This window comes from Azospirillum sp. OGB3 (assembly GCF_014192915.1).
In the GTDB taxonomy this organism is placed as follows: domain Bacteria; phylum Pseudomonadota; class Alphaproteobacteria; order Azospirillales; family Azospirillaceae; genus Azospirillum.
In genome coordinates this window covers 237648-255563 of record NZ_JACHYN010000007.1, presented here as the reverse complement: position 1 = coordinate 255563, position 17916 = coordinate 237648, and the positions used below count along the sequence as shown (strand labels likewise).

Here is a 17916-nt window from a genome sequence, read left to right as displayed (position 1 = left end):
CAAGGTATAGGGCCGGCAAACGCAAGTTCAATGTCGCCGTCCTCCGTCCCTGTCCGATGCTTCGACGCACCGCCGGGTCACAGACACCGTCACGTGTTTCGCCACGGCCATCGCCGCACGGGCATCGCCGCACGGGCATCGTCATTGGCACCGGCGCCAAAAACAACGGGGAACAGAGACATGACCATTACCGCCACCGCGACTCCCGGCAAACTGCTCGTATCGCCGAAGGACCACGCGCTGATCATGATCGATCATCAGTCGCAGATGGCCTTCGCGACCCATTCGATCGACGCCACGACGCTGCGCACCAACACCGCGCTGGTCGCGCACGCCGCCGCCGGCTTCGGCGTCTCGACCATCCTGACCACCGTCGCGGAGAAGAGCTTCTCCGGCCCGATCTTCTCCGAGATCACCGAGGCCTTCCCGGGGGCGGAGGTCACCGACCGCACCTCCATGAACACCTGGGAGGACGCCAACGTCATCAAGCGGGTGAACGGCCTGGGCAAGACCCGGCTGGTCTTCTGCGGCCTGTGGACCTCGGTCTGCATCGTCGGCCCGACCCTGTCGGCGCTGGACCAGGGCTTCGAGGTCTACGTCATCGCCGACGCCTGCGGCGACGTCTCGGTCGAGGCGCACCAGCGCGCCATGGACCGCATGGTCCAGGCCGGCGTCCGCCCGATGACCTCGCTCCAGTACATGTTGGAGCTGCAGCGCGACTGGGCGCGCACCGAGACCTACGAGATGACCACCGGCATCGCCAAGAAGTACGGCGGCGCCTATGGCCTGGGCATCATCTACGCCAAGACGATGTTCGGCGCGTCGGAAGGCGGCCACAGCGCCGCCGCCTGATCCGCAGCGCTTGCTTTGCGGCGCCCGATGCCCCGCGCCGCGGCGGACCGGTCCCGACCCTTCCCGGGGCCGGTCCGCCTCTTTCCGCCCATCCGGACGAAGAACAGGCACGCCATGATGCCCTATCTGCTTTCCCTCGGCGCCGGCATCCTGGTCGGCGTCCTCTACGCGTTTCTCGGCGTCCGCTCCCCCGCACCGCCCACCATCGCCTTGATCGGCCTGCTCGGCATGCTGGTCGGCGAGCAGGCGGTGCCGGTGGTCAAGCGGCTGATCGCCGGGCAGCCGGTCCTCGCCTTCATCCAGAACGACTGCGCCCGCCACATTCTGGGGCCGCAGGCCGGCAGCGCCGCCGCTCCCGATGCCGCGACCCCGCCGGCACCCGCCGCTGACGCGCCCCCGCGGGGCCGGGCATGACCGGGACCGGCCGCCCCGGGATCGGCCGCCGCGGCGCCATCGCCGGAGGCGCCGCCGCCACTCTGCTCGCCTCGCCCCTGCTCACCCGCCTTGGGAATGCCGCCATGCCGTCTTCCGACCTTCTGATCGTCAACGCCCGCATCACGACGCTCGACCGCGCCAACCCGCAGGCCGACGCCGTGGCGATCCGCGACGGGCGCTTCCTCGCCGTGGGGCGGGAGGCCGAGGTGCGCGCCGCCGCCGCCCACGACGCCGCGGTGATCGACGCCAAGGGACGCCGCCTGATCCCCGGCCTGATCGACAGCCACATCCACGTCATCCGCGGCGGCCTGAACTACAACATGGAGCTGCGCTGGGACGGCGTGCCGACCCTGGCCGACGCCATGGCGATGCTGCGCGCCCAGGTGGCCCGCACCCCCGCCCCGCAATGGGTGCGCGTCGTCGGCGGCTTCACCGAGCACCAGTTCGCCGAGAAGCGCCTGCCGACGCTGGAGGAGTTGAACGCCGCCGCCCCCGACACGCCGGTCTTCATCCTGCACCTGTACGACCGCGCGCTGCTGAACGGCGCGGCGCTGCGGGCGGTGGGGTATGGCAAGGACACGCCCAACCCGCCGGGCGGCGAGATCCAGCGCGACGCCGCCGGCAACCCGACCGGCCTGCTGCTCGCCCTGCCCAACGCGATGATCCTCTACTCCACCCTCGCCAAGGGGCCGAAGCTGCCGGAGGAGTATCAGGTCAACTCCACCCGCCATTTCATGCGGGAGCTGAACAGTCTGGGCGTCACCAGCGTGATCGACGCCGGCGGCGGCTTCCAGAACTATCCCGACGACTACGCGATCATCGAGAAGCTGCACGCCGACGGCGAGATGACCCTGCGCATCGCCTACAACCTGTTCACCCAGAAGCCGAAGGAGGAGTTGCAGGACTTCGCCAACTGGTCCGACACGGTGAAGCCGGGCGACGGCGACGACCGTTACCGCCTGAACGGGGCGGGGGAGATGCTGGTCTATTCCGCCGCCGACTTCGAGGACTTCCGCGTCGCCCGACCCGAGATGCCGCCCAATATGGAGACGGACCTGGAGCCGGTGGTCCGCCTGCTGGCCGAGCGGCGCTGGCCGTGGCGGCTGCACGCCACCTACGACGAGACCATCGGCCGGGCGCTCGACGTCTTCGAGAAGGTCAACCGCGACATCCCGTTGCAGGGGCTGAACTGGTTCTTCGACCACGCCGAGACGATCAGCGAGCGCAACATCGACCGCATCGCCGCGCTCGGCGGCGGCATCGCCGTGCAGCACCGCATGGCCTACCAGGGCGAGTACTTCGTGGAGCGCTACGGCGCCAAGGCCGCCGAGGCCACGCCGCCCATCGCGAAGATGATGGCCGCCGGGGTGCCGGTGGGCGCCGGGACGGACGCCACCCGCGTCGCCAGCTACAACCCCTGGGTCTCGCTGTCCTGGCTGGTCACCGGCAAGACGGTGGGCGGGCTGTCGCTCTACCCGATGGCGAACCGGCTGGACCGCGAGACGGCGTTGCGCCTGTGGACGGAGGCCAACACCTGGTTCTCCAACGAGCAGGGCAAGAAGGGCCGGATCGAGGCCGGGCAACTCGCCGACGCGGCGCTGCTCAGCGACGACTACATGGCGGTGCCGGAGGACCGCATCCCACACATCCGCTCGGTCCTGACCCTGCTGGGCGGCGCCGTGGTGCATGGCGAGGGCGATTACGGCACGCTCGCCCCGCCGCTGCCCAAGCCGATGCCCGACTGGTCGCCGGTCGCCACGGTCGGCGGCTATCACCGCGATCCCAAGACGGTGCAGCGGCAGGCGGCGGAGTGCGGTTGCCATTCCGGCTGCGCCGTGCACGGCCACGACCACGCGGCGGCGCTGGGCGCCGACGTGCCCTCGTCCGACGCGCGCAGCTTCTGGGGCGTGTTCGGCTGCGGCTGCTGGGCGGTGTGAGGGGGAGCGGAACGATGGCCGACACTCTTTACACGCGCAAGGGCTCCGCCGGTGCGCCGATCGCCACCCTGCTCGACTGGCCGGGGACCGCCTGGCTCGCCCGCCTCGCGCTGGCGGCGCCCTTCCTGGTCAGCGGGCTGGTCAAGCTGACGGATTTCAACGGTGCGGTGGCCGAGGCGGCGGGGCTGGGGCTCGGCCTGCCGGTCCTCGTCGCGGTGGCGGTGATCGTCACCCAGCTCGGCGGGTCGGCGCTGTTTTTGACACGGCGCTGGTGCTGGCTCGGCGCCGGGCTTCTCGCCGGCTTCACGGTGGTCGCCACGCTGCTCGCCCACGCCTTCTGGACCTATGAGGGGCCGGATCGCGCCCGCCAGACCGCCACCTTCCTGGAGCATCTGGCCATCGTCGGCGGCTTCGCGGCGGCGGCGGTGCTGACCCACCGCGACTCCCACCGCCGGGGAGGGTCCGCATGACCGCCGAGACCGTTCCCACCCCCGGAACCAAGCCGGCCGGGGCCTTCGCGCCGCTGCGCAACCGGCTGTTCGCCGTGCTCTGGGTGGCGGCGGTGCTGGGCAACGTCGGCACCTTCATGCGCGACGTGGCGAGCGCGTGGCTGGTGCTCGACCTGTCGGGATCGCCCTCCACCGTCGCGCTGATCCAGGCGGCGGGCTCGCTGCCCATCTTCCTGCTGGCGATCCCGGCGGGCGTGCTGTCGGACATCATGGACCGGCGGCGGATGCTGATCGTCATCCAGTGCCTGCTCGCCTGCGTCAGCGCCGCGCTGATGATCCAGGCGTGGCTGGGCGTCGCCAGCGTGGCCTCCATCGCCGGGCTGACCTTCCTCGGCGGCGTCGGGGCGGCGCTGATGGCGCCGGTCTGGCAGTCCATCGTGCCGGAGCTGGTGCCGCGCGGCGAGCTGAAGGGCGCGGTGGCGCTGAACAGCCTGGGCATCAACATCGCCCGCGCCATCGGCCCCGCGGCAGGCGGCGCGATCCTGGCCGCCGCCGGGGCCGCCGCCACCTACGCGGTGGACGTCTCCTCCTACATCATCGTCATCGCCGCCCTGCTGTGGTGGCGGCGCACCCCCGATGCCCGCGACGATCTGTCGGAGCAGTTCGGCGGCGCGCTGCGCGCCGGGCTGCGCTACGCCCGCGCCAGCAAGGAGCTGCACCGCGTCTTCCTGCGCGCCGGCCTGTTCTTCGCCTGCGCCAGCGCCCTGTGGGCCTTGCTGCCCATCGTCGCCGGGCCGATGCTGGGCGGCGGGCCGGGCTTCTACGGCCTGCTGCTCGGCGCCGTGGGGGCGGGGGCCATCGGCGGGGCGACCGTCCTGCCGCGCCTGCGCGAGCGTCTGGGCGCGGACGGCCTCATGCTGGCGGCGGCGCTGGTCACCGCCGTCGTCATGGGCATCCTGGCCCTGGCCCCGCCGCGCTGGCTGGCGCTGCCGGTCCTGCTCGGCGCCGGTGCGGCCTGGATCGCCGTGCTGACGACGCTGAGCGCGACGACCCAGGCCATTCTGCCGAACTGGGTGCGCGGGCGCGGGCTGGCGCTGTACCTGACGGTGTTCAACGGCGCCCTGACGGCGGGCAGCCTCGGCTGGGGCGCGCTGGCCGAAGCGATCGGCGTGCCGGCTACCCTGTGGGTCAGCGCCGCCGGGCTGCTCGCCGTCGCGATGCTGTCCCGCGCGGTGCCGCTGCCGGAAGGCGAGGCCGACCTCACCCCGTCCAACCATTGGCCGGAGCCGCTGACCGCCGAGCCGGTGCGCAACGACCGCGGCCCGGTGCTGATCACCATCGAGTACCGGGTGGCCGCCGCCGACCAGCACGCCTTCCACGCCGCGCTGCGCCGCCTGTCGGAGGCGCGGCGGCGGGACGGCGCCTACGCCTGGGGCGTCAGCCAGGATTCCGGCGATCCGGAGCGGGTGCTGGAGTGGTTCTTCGTCGAATCCTGGGCGGAGCACCAGCGCCAGCACCGCCGGGTGTCGCACGCCGACGCGGACGTGCAGAAGGAGGCTCTGGCCTTCCACTGCGGCGACGGGCCGCCGCGGGTGTCGCATTTCCTGGCGCTGGAACACGGCGCAGGAAAGGCGTCGTGAGGCGGTGGCGCGGGGCGCTGGTTGCGGCTCTGCTGCTCCAGTCCGCCCCGCTCCTCGCGGAGACGCCCCCGCCCCTGACCAACAGCCGCTACGACGAGGATTACCGCTATCTCCTCGATCCCGCGGCGGGCAGCGGCGCCTTCTGGGAGCGCTTCAAGGCGATCCCGCTCACCCCCGGCGGCACGGTTTCCCTGTCCACCGGGCTGGAGGCGCGGCTGCGCGGCGAGGCGGTGCGCAACAGCGGCTGGGGGCAGGACGAGCCGAGAAACGACTCCTACGGCCTGTGGCGCCTGCTGCCTTACGCCGACCTGCGCGCCGGCCCGGCCCTGCGCGTCTTCGGGCAACTGATCATGGCCGGCTCGGCTGGCAAGCTCGGGCCGGAGGGGGCGCCGGACGTCGATCGCGCCGACCTGCTGCAGGGCTTCGCCGACCTGTCCGTCCCGCTGGGGGACGCGCAGGGCACGCTGCGGGCGGGGCGCCAGATGCTCGCCTACGGGTCGGAGCGGCTGATCAGCTTGCGCTATGGCGCCAACGTGCCGCGCGCCTTTGACGCGGTGACGGGCATCGCGACCGCCGGTCCCTGGCGGGTGGACGGCTTCCTCGGACGCCCGGTCCGCGCGGCGCCGGACCTGTTCGACGACCGGCGCGACGGCGGGCATTCCACCTGGGGGCTGTACGCCACGCGCGGCGCGGGGTCGGGCCGGGGCACGGGATTGGGCGCCTACTACATCGGCTACGGCAACCGGGCGGCGTCGTTCGAGGGCGGGCAGGGACGGGAGGAGCGGCACACGCTGGGCACCCGCCTGTTCGGAAAGGCCGACGGCTGGGATTGGAACTGGGAGGCCATGCTCCAGACCGGCCGCATCGACGGTGAAACCATCGCCGCCTGGTCGGTCGCCAGCGACACCGGCCACCGCTGGGAAAACGTCCCGCTGCGCCCGCGGCTCGGGCTGAAGGCCAACATCGCCAGCGGCGACCGCGATCCCGGCGACGGGCGGCTCGGCACCTTCAACCCCCTCTTCCCCCGCGCGAAGTATTTCGGGGAATTGACTCCGGTCGGGCCGCTGAACCTGATGAACCTGCATCCCTCCGTGGATGTGGCGCTGTCGGACGACTTCAGCCTCTCCGCCTCGGCCATCGCCTATTGGCGGATGAGTCTGGAGGACGGTGTCTACGACCTGTCCGGGACCCTGCTCCGCTCCGGTGCCGGGTCGCGGTCGCGTTACATCGGCACGCAGGGGGAGCTTGTGCTGTCCTACGCTGCCGGGCGCACGGTCGAGGGGCTGTTGTCCTACTCCCTGTTCCGGCCCGGCTCCTTCCTCCAGGACGCCGGCCCCGCGAAGACGATCCACTTCGTCGGGATGGAGGCGGTGTTCAAGTTCTGATGGGCCATCGGTATGTTTCGGTACGGTACCTGCGCCGATCCCCTCCTTTGACGGCATGGTTGCGAACGTCGTGATGCATGGGGGCGCAGCAGCATGGTCCGCAGCACCGGTCCGGTCCTTCTTCTCCTCGCAACTCTTGCTTCGCCGGTCGGATTGCCGACGTCGGCCATGGCCGCCGAGATGCCGGATCGGACGGCGCAGGGGGCCGACGTGTTCGACCTGTTCGACGAGAATCACGACGGGCGGATTTCGAACGCGGAGTTTCAGAACAACAAGATTCTGGTCTTCTATGTCTGGGACCGGAACCGGGATCTCGTGCTGACGCTTAACGAGACACCGCTGCTGCCCGAGGTTTTCGGCCGCGCGGCCGGGCCGGACGGGCGGATCGACAGCTTGGAGTTCATCACGGTCATCGACGAGGCGTTCCTCATCGCCGACACCAACCGCGATTCCACGCTCGACCGGCAGGAGTTCCTCGCCTTCCGGCAGCGCATCCGTCCCTGAAGCGTGCCGCGGTCGGCGGGGCTTTGCCGTTCGCAGCGACGGTTGCGGTGCGATACGGTAACTTACGCCCGCTCCGTGTTGGGAACGCCGGGCGCCTGCGTAACGTTGCCGTCCGAGCGACCCAACCATCCAAGCGACCCAAACACAGGCGGAGACGATCCATGAAGCGCCGAGTCCGTGCCATCCTTGCGGTGTTCCTGACCGGCGCGGCCCTGGCCGGCTGCGCGCCGGCGTCCGAAACCGCGCCGCCGTCCGCCGCCATGGCCCCGGCGAGCGCCGAGCCCACGCCGCGGCTGTCCATGGTCGAGAATGTCCGCTCCACCGCCAAGGTCCGTGGCGTCGACAAGGCGGCGCGGACGGTCATCCTGCAATTCCAGGACGGGCGGGAGGAGGCGGTGACCGCCGGCGCCGGGGTGCGCAATTTCGACCGCATCAAGGTGGGGGATACCGTGCAGATCGAGTACGCCCGCCTGACCAACATCGTCACCCAGCCGCCGGGTGGCGGACCGGGGGCCGTTCAGCGGAGCAGCACGGATCGCGCCGCGGTCGGCGAGATGCCGCGCGCGTCGGCGATCACCACCACCCAGGTGACGGAGGTCGTCGAGGCCATCGACCTCAACCGGCGGACGGTCACGCTGCGCGGGCCGCAGGGCCGCACGCGCACGGTGCCGGTCCCGTCCGACGTGCAGGGGCTGGAGACGGTGAAGCCCGGCGACGAGGTGGTGATCAGCCGGACGGAGGCCGCCACGGTCACCGTGATGCGATGAAGAGGGGGGAGAAGAAGGCCACCGAGGAGGGAAGGTGGCGCGAGTGACGGGACTTGAACCCGCGGCCTCCGGCGTGACAGGCCGGCGCTCTAACCAACTGAGCTACACCCGCAATATGGCTCCGGATGCTGGACTCGAACCAGCGACACGCGGATTAACAGTCCGCTGCTCTACCGACTGAGCTAATCCGGAACGGAGGCCGGCTTATAAGCCCCTTTCCGGGGGCTGGCAAGGGGAAAACGACCCGACGGCGGTATTTTCTGTCCGGCACCCGCGGCGGCGATGCAGGGCCGTGACAATGGGGCGGAAATGTGGCGAAGGTCTCGCGCGCCGGTTGACAGGAGGCGTGGCTTTCGCTTCCTTCCGGCCCCGGTCCCCGTTCCAATTTCCAGCCGCTGGTCCCCGTTCCCCATGTCCAAGGTCGTTCCCTTCGCCCAGGCGCGCGAAGCCCTTCTCGCCCGCCTTACCGAGCAGCTTCCGCCTTCCACCGAGTGGGCCGGACGGCTGATGCTGATGCCGGACGGCCACCGGGTGGAGCCGATGCCCGCAGCGAATGCTGTCGAGGTGCTGCGCGCTTTCCGCGCCGGGCTGGGCGAGGCCATCGGCGCCGCCCCCTGTTCGGTCGGCGGCATGTGGGTGTCGCGGGAGGACTGCCTGGACTGGGACGGGCTGCTGGCACCGCTGGCGGTGGCCGCCGGCTATGTGGTGGCCGGGGCGACCGGCGGCGCCGGCCTGTCGGTGGAACTGTTCCGCTGCAAGGGCGCGCTGGCCGGCTGGGGCGTGCGCGGCCTGCGCGGAGAACCGGCGGTGGCCCGCTCCGCCGGCTACGCCGTGGTGATGGTCAGCCGCCGTCCGGACGACCAGGAGATCGTGCTGGACCGCGTGATGGACACCTTCGGCTTTGTGATGCGCAGCCAGGGCGAGCCGGTGGTGGAGACCGGCGACTTGAACGCCCGGTTGGCCCGACGGGCCTGCCCGCTGCGGCGATAGGCGCCGGTCAACGGTTCGGCGCGTCGGCCTGGACGATGCGGGCGACGGTTTGCAGCCGCTGCACGTCGCGCACCTCCAGAACAATTCCCAGGTTCAGCGCGGAGAGTGTGTCGGCCAGGGACCGCATGCTGTCCCGCACCCGCTCCAACGCGTCGGGGCCGTGGTCCGATTCGCTGCCGAGGGAACTGACGAAGGCATTGATTTCCAACTGCATTTAGGCCCGGCTCCGCCTGTGTGGTTGGTGCTGTCCCTGAAGGCGTTACTCCGATCCGCGCGGTCCCGTCCATCGCGCTTGCGCCATAGGCCGCTGGGCGAATCCTCCTATCCACCAGGTCGGGCACTAGGCCGACGGGCGGCGGAAGCGCAGCGGCTCGCCGAAGCCGGGGATCGCGAAATGTCCGGGATCGACCGACTGTTCGGCCAGGGCGTGGTGCAGCGCCCGGACGGGGGCGTCGATGCCCTCCGCGGTGAGCTGGAAGGTGCCGAAATGCATGGCGACGCTGTGTCGCGCCCCCAGGTCGCGGTGCGCCCGCACGGCGTCGGCCGGGTTCATGTGCTGAGAAGCCATGAACCAGCGCGGCTCGTAGGCGCCGATCGGCAGCAGGGCGACGTCGATGGCGCCGAACCGCCGTCCGATCTCCCGGAAATGCGGGCAATAGCCGCTGTCGCCCGCGAAATAGACGGCGACCTCCGGCGTTTCCACCACGAAGCCGCCCCACAGCGTCCGGCGCCGGTCGAAGGGGGTGCGGGCGGACCAGTGCTGCGCCGGGACGAAGGTGATGCGGGTGCCGTGCGGGCCGGGCAGGCTGTCCCACCAGTCCAGTTCATGCACCGCGTCGAAGCCGGCGCGGCGCATCATCGGGCCGTTGCCGAGGCCCGTCATCACCTGCGGCACGCCGCGCCGCCGCGCCAGATGGCGGAGCGTCGGGGCGTCGAGATGGTCGTAGTGGTTGTGGCTGAGCAGCACGGCGTCGACAGCCGGCAAATCCTCCATGCGCACCGCGGGCGGGCGCACCCGCTTCGGCCCCAGCCGCCCGAAGGGGCCGGCGTGGTCGGAATAGACGGGGTCGGTCAGGAAGGCCGCCCCGCCGATCTGGATCAGGAAGGTCGCCTGCCCGATGAAGGTGACCGCCACCTCGCCGCGCGCCGGAGTGACGGGACGGAAGGGGCGGGGCGGCTCCGGATCCGGCGGGGTCCAGCGTGGGCCACGCGCCTTGTAGAGCCGCCACAGCTCGCGCGGGCTCCTGTCCGTGTCGGCGTGAGGGTTGAAGAAACGGCGCCCGTCCCAATGGTCGGACGGGACGACGGGAAAGCGGGGCTGGCTGTCGTCGCGCGGCATGACACGAAAAGTGGGGTGGTGCGGCGGCTTTGGCTAGATCGCTGTCTCCCGCGATGCGGCAAGAATCCGGTGTCCGTTGCGTGAACAGTTCAAGCAACGGAATGTCGGATTGATAAAGCATTGAAAGCGTTGCATTTTTCGGGGTCTGCCCTGCAAGAAGCGCGCGTGTGGTATTGGGTATACCAGAGCATATTGGTCTCAACGAACAACGCCCCCGATAACGACTCCCAACGATTGGAGATCATCATGAACAGCTCGACCTACACCCACATCGGCAGCGACCGCGCCCCGTCCTCCGCCCTCCAGGCCGTCCGCGAGTTCCTCGGCGCCTGGCTGCGCGCGACCCCGGCCTACATCGTGTATCGCGCCATCAACGAGCGTTGATTGTCGAACGGGGGCGGCTCATCGGCCGCCCCCGTGCTGTATGAAGAATCCTTCGGGCGTTCGGTTCAGGATGCTGGCGTGAAGTTCCGGTTCCAGACCGGCGCCAGCTTCGGCAGGGCAAGCACCCGCTCCGCCACACCCGACAGCTTCGGGCAGTGTTCCGCGAACCAAGCGCGGCGGGGCCGCCAGTGCACCATCGCCCCGACGTAGATGTCGAGCGCGCTGAAGCGCTCCCCCAGCACCCACGGGCCATCGCCGATCTGCGATTCCAGCCAGAGCCACAGCGTCTTGCGCCGCTCCACCATCGCCGCGCCGAGTGTCTCCGGGGCTTCCGCTACCCAGCGCTCCGGATAATCGCCGTAGGTGAAGGTTGGGTAGACGTTCGCCACCAGCCAGATCAGCAGCCGCAGGAAGGCCGCCCGCTCCGGCGAGTCCGGTGGCGGGGCCAGTCCGGACTCCGGGTGCCGTTCGGCCAGCAGCAGCGCGATGGCCGCGCTTTCCGTCATCACCGTCCCGTCCGGCAGGACCAGGGTCGGGATCTGTCCCAGCGGATTCAGCGCCAGCAGCCGTTGCCGCGCCTCGCCCGGCGTGTCGAAGCCCTCGACGTCCTCGAAGACGAAGGGCGCGCCGCACTGGACCAGCATCGCTTCCACCAGGACGGACCCCCAGCCGGGCGCCCCATAAAGCCTGCAACCCGCTCCGCTCATTCCCGATTCCTCCCATCCTGCGGCGCCTGCTCCGCCGCCAACGCCCAGAAGGCTTCCGCGGCCGGGCTCTGGCGGGCGCGCGGGCGGTAGAGCCGCACCTCCACCGGGATTTCCCAACCCGTCCCGCCGGCCCGCGCCAGCCGTCCCTGCGCCAGGTCTTCGCCGATCAGGCTGTCCGGCAGCCACGCCACGCCGCGCCCGTCGCGGGCCAGCGTGCGCAGCACCGCGGCGAGGTGCGAGGTGAAGACGGTATCGAGCGCCAGAGGTGTTGGAAAGCCGCCGCGCGCCGCCGTGACGATGCGCCCCATGCCGGATTCCGGGCTGTAGGCGAGATGGGGCAGGGCGGCCCCGCCGCCGGACAGGGAATGTCGCGGCGCGCCAGTCCCATCCGGTGCGCAGACCGGCACCAGGCGGTCGCTTCCCACCGCGGCCGAGCGAAAGGCCCCGGCCTCCAGCCGGGACGGGGCCGCCGCATGGGCGTGGCACAGCAGGAACTGCGCCTGCCCCTGGGTCATCACCTGCTCGCAAGCCTGCATGCTGTCGGACAGCAGATGGATGGCGCCCAGCCGCGCCTGCCCCTCCAGCCGGCTCAGCCAGGTCGGGAAGAAGGTCAGCGACAGCGCGTGGGTCGCCGCGAAGCGCAGCGCCGTGGCCGCCGCGCCGCCGGCCAGCCGCGCCTCCTCCCGCCCTTGCAGGAGGCGGCGCACCGTCTCGTCGGCGAAGGGGCGGAAGCGGCACCCGGCCTCGGTCAGCCCGACCGGCTGGGTGCTGCGGTCGAACAGCGGCGTGCCGGTCCAGTCCTCCAGCGCGCGGATGCGTCGGCTGAAGGCCGGCTGGGTCAAGTTGCGCCGCTGCGCCGCGCGGGAGAAGTTGCCGCATTCCGCCAGGGCGAGGAAATCCTCAAGCCAGTTCAGTTCCATCGGTGACTCATCAGCCCATGCCGGACGCGCATCATGCGATTTGAAACTGGCATTGGCCCGGCGGTCCCGTCCATCCCTATCCTGCGGCCCACGGCATCGGAAAAGCCAAAGGGAAGCAGCGCCATGCGCATCGTGGAGATCCGGGAAAAGACCGTCGGCATCAAGTCCGACATCGCCAACGCCTACATCGACTTCAGCCAGATGACCTGCTCCACCGTGGCGGTCATCACCGACGTGGTGCGCGACGGCAAGCCGGTGATCGGCTACGGCTTCAATTCCAACGGACGCTACGGCGCCGGCGGCCTGATGCGGGAGCGCTTCATCCCCCGCCTGACCTCGGCCGCCCCCGACAGCCTGATCGACGAGGCGAACGGCAACCTGGACCCGTTCAGGATCTGGGCGCGGCTGATGACCAACGAGAAGCCGGGCGGCCATGGCGAACGCTCGGTCGCGGTGGGCACCATCGACATGGCGGTGTGGGACGCCGTGGCGAAGATCGCCGGAAAGCCGCTCTACCGCCTGCTCGCCGACCGCTACCGCGGCGGCGTGGCCGACGAGTCGGTCTGGGTCTACGCCGCGGGCGGCTACTACTACCCCGGCAAGGGGGTGGAAGCGCTCCAGGACGAGATGCGCAGCTACCGCGACCGCGGCTACAAGGTCGTGAAGATGAAGATCGGCGCCACCTCGCTGGAGGACGACCTGCGCCGCATCGAGGCGGTGCTGGAGGTGGTCGGCGACGGCCGGAACCTCTGCGTCGACGCCAACGGCCGCTTCGACCTGAAGACCGCCATCGCCTACGCCGAGGCGCTGAAGCCCTACAATCTCTTCTGGTACGAGGAGGCCGGCGACCCGCTCGACTACGCGCTCCAGGCCGAGTTGGCGAACCACTATGACCGCCCCATGGCGACGGGCGAGAACCTGTTCAGCCACCAGGATGCCCGCAACCTGATCCGCCACGGCGGCATGCGCCCGGACCGCGACTGGCTGCAATTCGACTGCGCGCTCAGCTACGGGCTCGTCGAGTACATGCGCACGCTGGACATGCTGGCGGAGAACGGCTGGTCGAGCCGCCGCGTCGTGCCGCACGGCGGCCACCAGATGTCGCTGAACATCGCCGCCGGCCTGCATCTGGGCGGCAACGAGTCCTACCCGGACGTGTTCAAGCCCTTCTGCGGCTTCGCCGACAGCATCGCGGTGGAGGACGGGCGCGTCCGCCTGCCGGACCAGCCGGGCATCGGCTTCGAGGACAAGGCGGAGCTGTTCCGCACCATGCGGGAGGCGCTGGAGACGGCAAACTGAGCCAGTCTCCGTTTTGCGCCGTACCCTGTACGGGCGGCATAAGGCGTTGACTCGCGCCGGATCGTCCTCACATGCTGTTGCGGTGTTCAACAGTTTTGAAAGGAGGTGATCCAATGTCTCATGGAGCCAAGCCGGTAGCCGTTCTGTTCGGTCTCGCCGCCCTCCTGACGGCGGGGGTCGCCAGCGCGGATTGCTCCTCCAGCCACAGCGCCAGCGCCGGCACGCAAAAGCCGGCCAGTGACACGGTCGCCACCGGCGACCGGGCTTCGGGCAGCACCCGCGGCTGATACCAGCAACGCAACACCGGCAGCACCATGCCGAACGGGCCGTTTTCCATCCGGGAAACGGCCCGTTTCTTTTTGGCGCCGGGTGGACGGGCCGAAGGTTCTCGTTCCAGTTTGTCCAGATAGTCCTGTCATCATGCTGTGCCCTTCTGGTCCATGAAAGATTCGTTCACGAATAATGCTGTCTCGGAAGCGGTGAGGTAATGCGGTTTCCGCGGGCGTTCGGCCCCACGAAACCTCAGCGACGTGGAGACCTCATGCAGTACCGACACAGCACCGGAATTGACTTCGGCTCGACCTGTTGCGGCGGCCTTCGGCACGACTCGCGCCGGACCTTTCTGAAAATCGCCACGCTGGGCGCCGGGGCTGCGCTGATGGCGCCCCTGACCTCCGGCGGCGCCCGCGCCGCCCAGCCCGGCGGCGAGGTGGACGCGCTTCTGCTCTCCTGCATGGATTACCGGCTGATCGACGACATCGGCCGCTACATGGACGGGCGCGGGCTGACCAACCGCTACGACCATGTGATCCTGGCCGGCGCGTCGCTGGGCGCCTTGACCGACCAGAAAAAGGCATGGGGCGAGGCCTTCTGGGACCATGTGGCGGTTGCCAAGCAACTGCACCGGATCAGGCGCGTGATGGTCATGGACCATCGCGACTGCGGCGCCTACCGCGTCTTCCTGAAGACGGACGTCGCGGCGGACCCGGAGAGGGAAACCGCCATCCACGCCGAGCAACTCCGCGCGCTGGGCGCCGGGATCAAGGAGCGGCACCCCGACCTTGAGGTGGAGCTGTTGCTGATGGCGCTCGACGGCCGCGTCGAGGTCATCGCCGAATCCGCCTGAGAACCGGTGGAAAATCCCGCGGCGCCGGGGCATCGGTGACCCGTTCCTCCGGCGCCGCTATAATTCGTATGCGAAATAGTCGGTTGAGCGCAGCCCCTCCTTTTGGTAAACGCAAGGTAAGGATGTGGCCGGCGAGGTAGCGGGACACCGCTGCCGCGAATACGACGGCGTGCATCGGACCCGGGGTGCCGTCCCGTCCCTTGGGAAGTGCAGGGTTGTGCCGTTCCCTTCCGCCGTGCTGTTCCCGGGCCGCCGATGAGCATTCTCACACGCCTTGTCCTGCTTGTTCTCCTCGCCAGCCTGCCGGCCATCGGCATCCTGGCCCACAACAGCCTGACCGCCATCGAGGCGGGTGAGCGGCAGGCCGAGGCGGAGGCCCGCCGCCTTCTGACCCTGATCCAGGACGAGCAGCAGAGGGTCGTAGAGGGCATGCGCGGCGTGCTGGTGACGGTGGCCGAGATGGCGCCGCGGCTCGCCGTCGATCCGCAGCAATGCTCCTCCACCCTGAACCGCCTGCGCGGCCGGCTGCCGCGGGTGAAGGGCATCGCCCTGACCGATCTCGACGGCTCGGTCCGCTGCGCCAGCGACGCCAAGCTGAACGGCCTGATGGTGGCGGCCCTGCCGCACATCCGCATGGCGCTCTACGGGCAGGGCTTCGTCGTCGGCGACTACGCGGTGCGGCGGTTGGACGGGCGCCCCGTGCTGCCCTTCGCGGCGCCCTACACCGACGGGGCGGGCCGCATGGCGGGGGTGGTGTCCATCGCGCTCGACGCCGGATGGCTGCGCGAGTATCTGGCGGAAAAGCCGCTGCCGCCGAACGCCATGCTGGTGCTCGCCGACCGCAACGGCACCGTGCTGGGCCGGTTCCCCGGGACCGACGAGCAGCGGGTGGGCAAGCCGCTGCCCGAACCGCTGATGGCCCTGCTGCGCGCGCCGTCCGACGGGGTGGCGGAGGTCGCCGGGCTGGATGGCGAGCCGCGCATCCTCGCCTACGCCCCAGTCGACCAGAAGGTCCGCGAGCTGTTCCTGGCGGTCGGGCTGGACCGGACGGAGGCGCTGCGCCCCGTCACCGCCGCGGCCGAGCGGAGCGCCTACCTGCTGGCGCTGGCGGCGGCGCTGTCCCTCATCGCGGCCTGGATCGGCGCGCGCCTGTTCGTGCTGCGCCCGGTGGCCCGGCTGAAGCGGGTGGTGGAGCGCTGGAGCGCCGGGGACCGCAACGCGCGGATCGGACGGCCGGGCGACCGCTCGGAGATCGGTGCCTTGGGCCGCGCCTTCGACTCCATGGCGCAGGAGCTTCAGGCGCGGGAACTGGCCCGCGACGCCGCCCACGCCGCCGAACACCGCATGGCCGCGATTCTCGCCGCCTCCACCGACTCGGTGGTGGAACTGGACCATGAGGGGCGGGTGACCTTCGCCAACGAGAAGGCGGCGCGCCTGTTCGGCGACGGCGGGGACCTCGTGGGCCATGTCTTCGTGGCCCTGCTGCCACCCGGCGTGGCCGAGCCCTTCACCGCGCGCTTCCGCGACGCTCTGGACCGGGGGGAGCCGGAGGAATTCGAAATCCGGTTGGCCGGCGGCGAGGAACGGGGCGGCGGCGACTGGTACGCCCTGCGCCTGTTCGCCACCGGCGACCGGCTGGCCGTTTACGCCCAGGACGTGACCCGCCGCAAGGAGGACGAACGGGCGATCCGGCGGGCCGTGGAGCGCCACCGCTCCCTGCTGGAAACCGCCGCCGACGCGATCCTGCTGGTCGACGCCAAGGGCACGGTGCACACCTACAACCGCGGCGCGGAGCGCATCTTCGGCCATGGCCCGGCCGACGCGGTGGGGACGGACGTGCGCCGGCTGATCCCCGGCGGCCTCATTTCGGAGCCCCTCAGCTCGGACCGGCTGGCCGACGGCGTCGCCCGCGAGGTCGAAGGGCGCCGCCGCGACGGGCTGGCGGTGCCGCTGGAGCTGTCGCTGTCGGCCTGGAGCGACGGCGGCGACCGCTTCTTCACGGCAATCCTGCGCGACATCACCGAGCGCAAGCGCACCGAATCGGCGCTGCGCCGCGCCAAGGACCAGGCGGAGCGGGCCAACCGCGCGAAGTCGCGCTTCCTCGCCGCGGCCAGCCACGACCTGCGCCAGCCGGTGCAATCGCTGTTCTTCCTCACCTCCGCGCTGGGCGAGCAGACACAGGGCGGTCCGGGCCACGATACGCTGAAGACCATGCAGCAGGCGCTGGAGGCGCTGAAGCGCCTGCTTGACGGCTTGCTCGACATCTCCAAGCTCGACGCCGGGGTGGTCGAGCCGGTGACCGCGACCGTGGCCGTCCAGCCCCTCTTCGAGCGCCTCGCCGCCGAATACGCGGCGGAGGCGGCGCGGCGCGGCCTGACCCTGCGCGTCGTCCCGACCACGCTGCACGCGCGCAGCGACCCCATGCTGCTGGAGCGGGTCGTTCGCAACCTGCTGGACAACGCGCTGCGCTACACCGGGCGGGGCGGGGTGCTGCTGGGCGTGCGGCGGTCGCGCCACCGTTTCCACATCGCCGTGTGCGACAGCGGCACCGGCATCCCGCCGGACCGCCAGGAGGACATCTTTGAGGAGTTCACCCAGCTCGGCAACCCGGAGCGCGACCGCGAGAAGGGGCTGGGTCTCGGACTCGCCATCGTGCGGCGGCTGTGCGCTCTGCTCGGCCATTCCGTGGCGCTGCGGTCGCGTCCGGGCAGGGGGTCGACCTTCCTGGTCACCGTGCCCGCCGCCGATCCGCCCCGTCCCGTGATGACCGTCCCCGCGGTCGGCCGGACGGAGGGCGGCGGGAGCCGGCTCGTCCTGATCATCGACGACGAGGTGATCATCCTGATGGGGCTGCGCGCCATGCTGGAGGGCTGGGGCTACGAGGTCATCGCCGCCACCGCGGGGGACGAGGCGATCCGCCTGCTCGACGGGGCCGGGCGGCGGCCGGACGTCATCCTGGCCGACTACCGGCTGCGCAACGGCAAGACCGGGCCGGAGGCGCTGCGCGCCATCCACGCCCATTGCCGGGCGGCGATCCCCAGCATCATCCTGACCGGCGACACCGCCCCCGAACGCATCGTCGAGGCCCAGCGCAGCGGCTTCGCCATCCTGCACAAGCCGGTGTCGTCCCATCATCTGAAGCAGGTGGTGGCCGAAGCCGGGAAGCGTTGAGGCCACCCCGG

18 protein-coding genes and 2 tRNA genes are annotated in these 17916 nt (G+C 70.7%); 14 read left to right on the top strand and 6 right to left on the bottom strand.

Annotated features, from left to right (window positions below):
- Positions 1-180 precede the first annotated feature (180 nt).
- From FHW79_RS16800 to FHW79_RS16765, 8 genes are all read left to right on the top strand, one after another.
- Positions 181-852 (top strand): hydrolase, encoded by a 672-nt coding sequence (locus FHW79_RS16800; protein WP_014197758.1) that lies wholly within the window; start codon positions 181-183, stop codon positions 850-852.
- A 114-nt stretch (positions 853-966) separates the two neighbouring features.
- Positions 967-1266 (top strand): XapX domain-containing protein, encoded by a 300-nt coding sequence (locus tag FHW79_RS16795; RefSeq protein ID WP_183179992.1) that lies wholly within the window; start codon positions 967-969, stop codon positions 1264-1266.
- Entirely contained in the window at positions 1263-3224 is a 1962-nt protein-coding gene (locus FHW79_RS16790; protein WP_183179991.1) for an amidohydrolase, read from the top strand. The genes FHW79_RS16795 and FHW79_RS16790 overlap by 4 nt, the downstream gene beginning before the upstream one ends.
- Before the next feature lie 14 nt (positions 3225-3238).
- Complete coding sequence (locus FHW79_RS16785; protein ID WP_183179989.1) at positions 3239-3694, top strand: DoxX family protein; 456 nt, start codon at positions 3239-3241, stop codon at positions 3692-3694.
- Entirely contained in the window at positions 3691-5313 is a 1623-nt protein-coding gene (locus FHW79_RS16780; protein WP_183179987.1) for an MFS transporter, read from the top strand. The genes FHW79_RS16785 and FHW79_RS16780 overlap by 4 nt, the downstream gene beginning before the upstream one ends.
- On the top strand, positions 5310-6698 hold the full coding sequence (locus tag FHW79_RS16775) for an alginate export family protein (protein WP_183179985.1): 1389 nt from the start codon (positions 5310-5312) through the stop codon (positions 6696-6698). Before FHW79_RS16780 ends, FHW79_RS16775 begins: the two co-directional genes overlap by 4 nt.
- A 168-nt stretch (positions 6699-6866) precedes the next feature.
- On the top strand, positions 6867-7202 hold the full coding sequence (locus FHW79_RS16770; protein WP_183179983.1) for a hypothetical protein: 336 nt from the start codon (positions 6867-6869) through the stop codon (positions 7200-7202).
- 161 nt (positions 7203-7363) lie between these two features.
- The gene (locus FHW79_RS16765; RefSeq protein WP_183179981.1) at positions 7364-7969 is read left to right on the top strand and encodes a hypothetical protein; all 606 of its coding nucleotides are present in this window, start codon (positions 7364-7366) and stop codon (positions 7967-7969) included.
- Between the two features lie 35 nt (positions 7970-8004).
- Here FHW79_RS16765 and FHW79_RS16760 read toward each other — a convergent pair.
- Both FHW79_RS16760 and FHW79_RS16755 read right to left on the bottom strand, forming a co-directional pair.
- Positions 8005-8081, bottom strand: a tRNA-Asp gene (locus FHW79_RS16760).
- A gap of 4 nt (positions 8082-8085) precedes the next feature.
- Positions 8086-8161: transfer RNA gene (locus FHW79_RS16755), tRNA-Asn, on the bottom strand.
- Positions 8162-8380: 219 nt separating this feature from the next.
- Between FHW79_RS16755 and FHW79_RS16750 the strand changes: the two genes are divergently transcribed.
- Entirely contained in the window at positions 8381-8959 is a 579-nt protein-coding gene (locus FHW79_RS16750) for a hypothetical protein (protein WP_183179980.1), read from the top strand.
- Positions 8960-8966: 7 nt separating this feature from the next.
- Here the strand turns inward: FHW79_RS16750 and FHW79_RS16745 are convergent, their stop codons facing one another.
- Both FHW79_RS16745 and FHW79_RS16740 read right to left on the bottom strand, forming a co-directional pair.
- The gene (locus tag FHW79_RS16745) at positions 8967-9173 is read right to left on the bottom strand and encodes a hypothetical protein (protein ID WP_183179978.1); all 207 of its coding nucleotides are present in this window, start codon (positions 9171-9173) and stop codon (positions 8967-8969) included.
- A gap of 126 nt (positions 9174-9299) precedes the next feature.
- A complete protein-coding gene (locus FHW79_RS16740; RefSeq protein WP_183179977.1) occupies positions 9300-10298 on the bottom strand; it encodes an MBL fold metallo-hydrolase in 999 nt (332 codons plus the stop codon).
- Positions 10299-10544: 246 nt separating this feature from the next.
- On the opposite strand from FHW79_RS16740, the gene FHW79_RS16735 reads away from it, so the two are divergent.
- Positions 10545-10682 (top strand): hypothetical protein, encoded by a 138-nt coding sequence (locus FHW79_RS16735; RefSeq protein WP_183179976.1) that lies wholly within the window; start codon positions 10545-10547, stop codon positions 10680-10682.
- Between the two features lie 65 nt (positions 10683-10747).
- Here the strand turns inward: FHW79_RS16735 and FHW79_RS16730 are convergent, their stop codons facing one another.
- Complete coding sequence (locus FHW79_RS16730; protein WP_183179974.1) at positions 10748-11389, bottom strand: glutathione S-transferase family protein; 642 nt, start codon at positions 11387-11389, stop codon at positions 10748-10750.
- Positions 11386-12309, bottom strand: coding sequence for a LysR family transcriptional regulator (locus FHW79_RS16725; RefSeq protein ID WP_183179972.1), 924 nt, complete (start codon positions 12307-12309; stop codon positions 11386-11388). Before FHW79_RS16725 ends, FHW79_RS16730 begins: the two co-directional genes overlap by 4 nt.
- Before the next feature lie 123 nt (positions 12310-12432).
- Between FHW79_RS16725 and FHW79_RS16720 the strand changes: the two genes are divergently transcribed.
- The 4 genes from FHW79_RS16720 to FHW79_RS16705 all read left to right on the top strand — a co-directional run bounded on the left by FHW79_RS16720 (position 12433) and on the right by FHW79_RS16705 (position 17905).
- Entirely contained in the window at positions 12433-13608 is a 1176-nt protein-coding gene (locus tag FHW79_RS16720) for a mandelate racemase/muconate lactonizing enzyme family protein (protein WP_183179971.1), read from the top strand.
- Between the two features lie 113 nt (positions 13609-13721).
- On the top strand, positions 13722-13895 hold the full coding sequence (locus FHW79_RS16715) for a hypothetical protein (RefSeq protein WP_155903579.1): 174 nt from the start codon (positions 13722-13724) through the stop codon (positions 13893-13895).
- A gap of 254 nt (positions 13896-14149) precedes the next feature.
- A complete protein-coding gene (locus FHW79_RS16710) occupies positions 14150-14734 on the top strand; it encodes a carbonic anhydrase (RefSeq protein WP_183179969.1) in 585 nt (194 codons plus the stop codon).
- Positions 14735-14989: 255 nt separating this feature from the next.
- The gene (locus tag FHW79_RS16705) at positions 14990-17905 is read left to right on the top strand and encodes a PAS domain S-box protein (RefSeq protein WP_183179968.1); all 2916 of its coding nucleotides are present in this window, start codon (positions 14990-14992) and stop codon (positions 17903-17905) included.
- Positions 17906-17916: the final 11 nt, after the last annotated feature.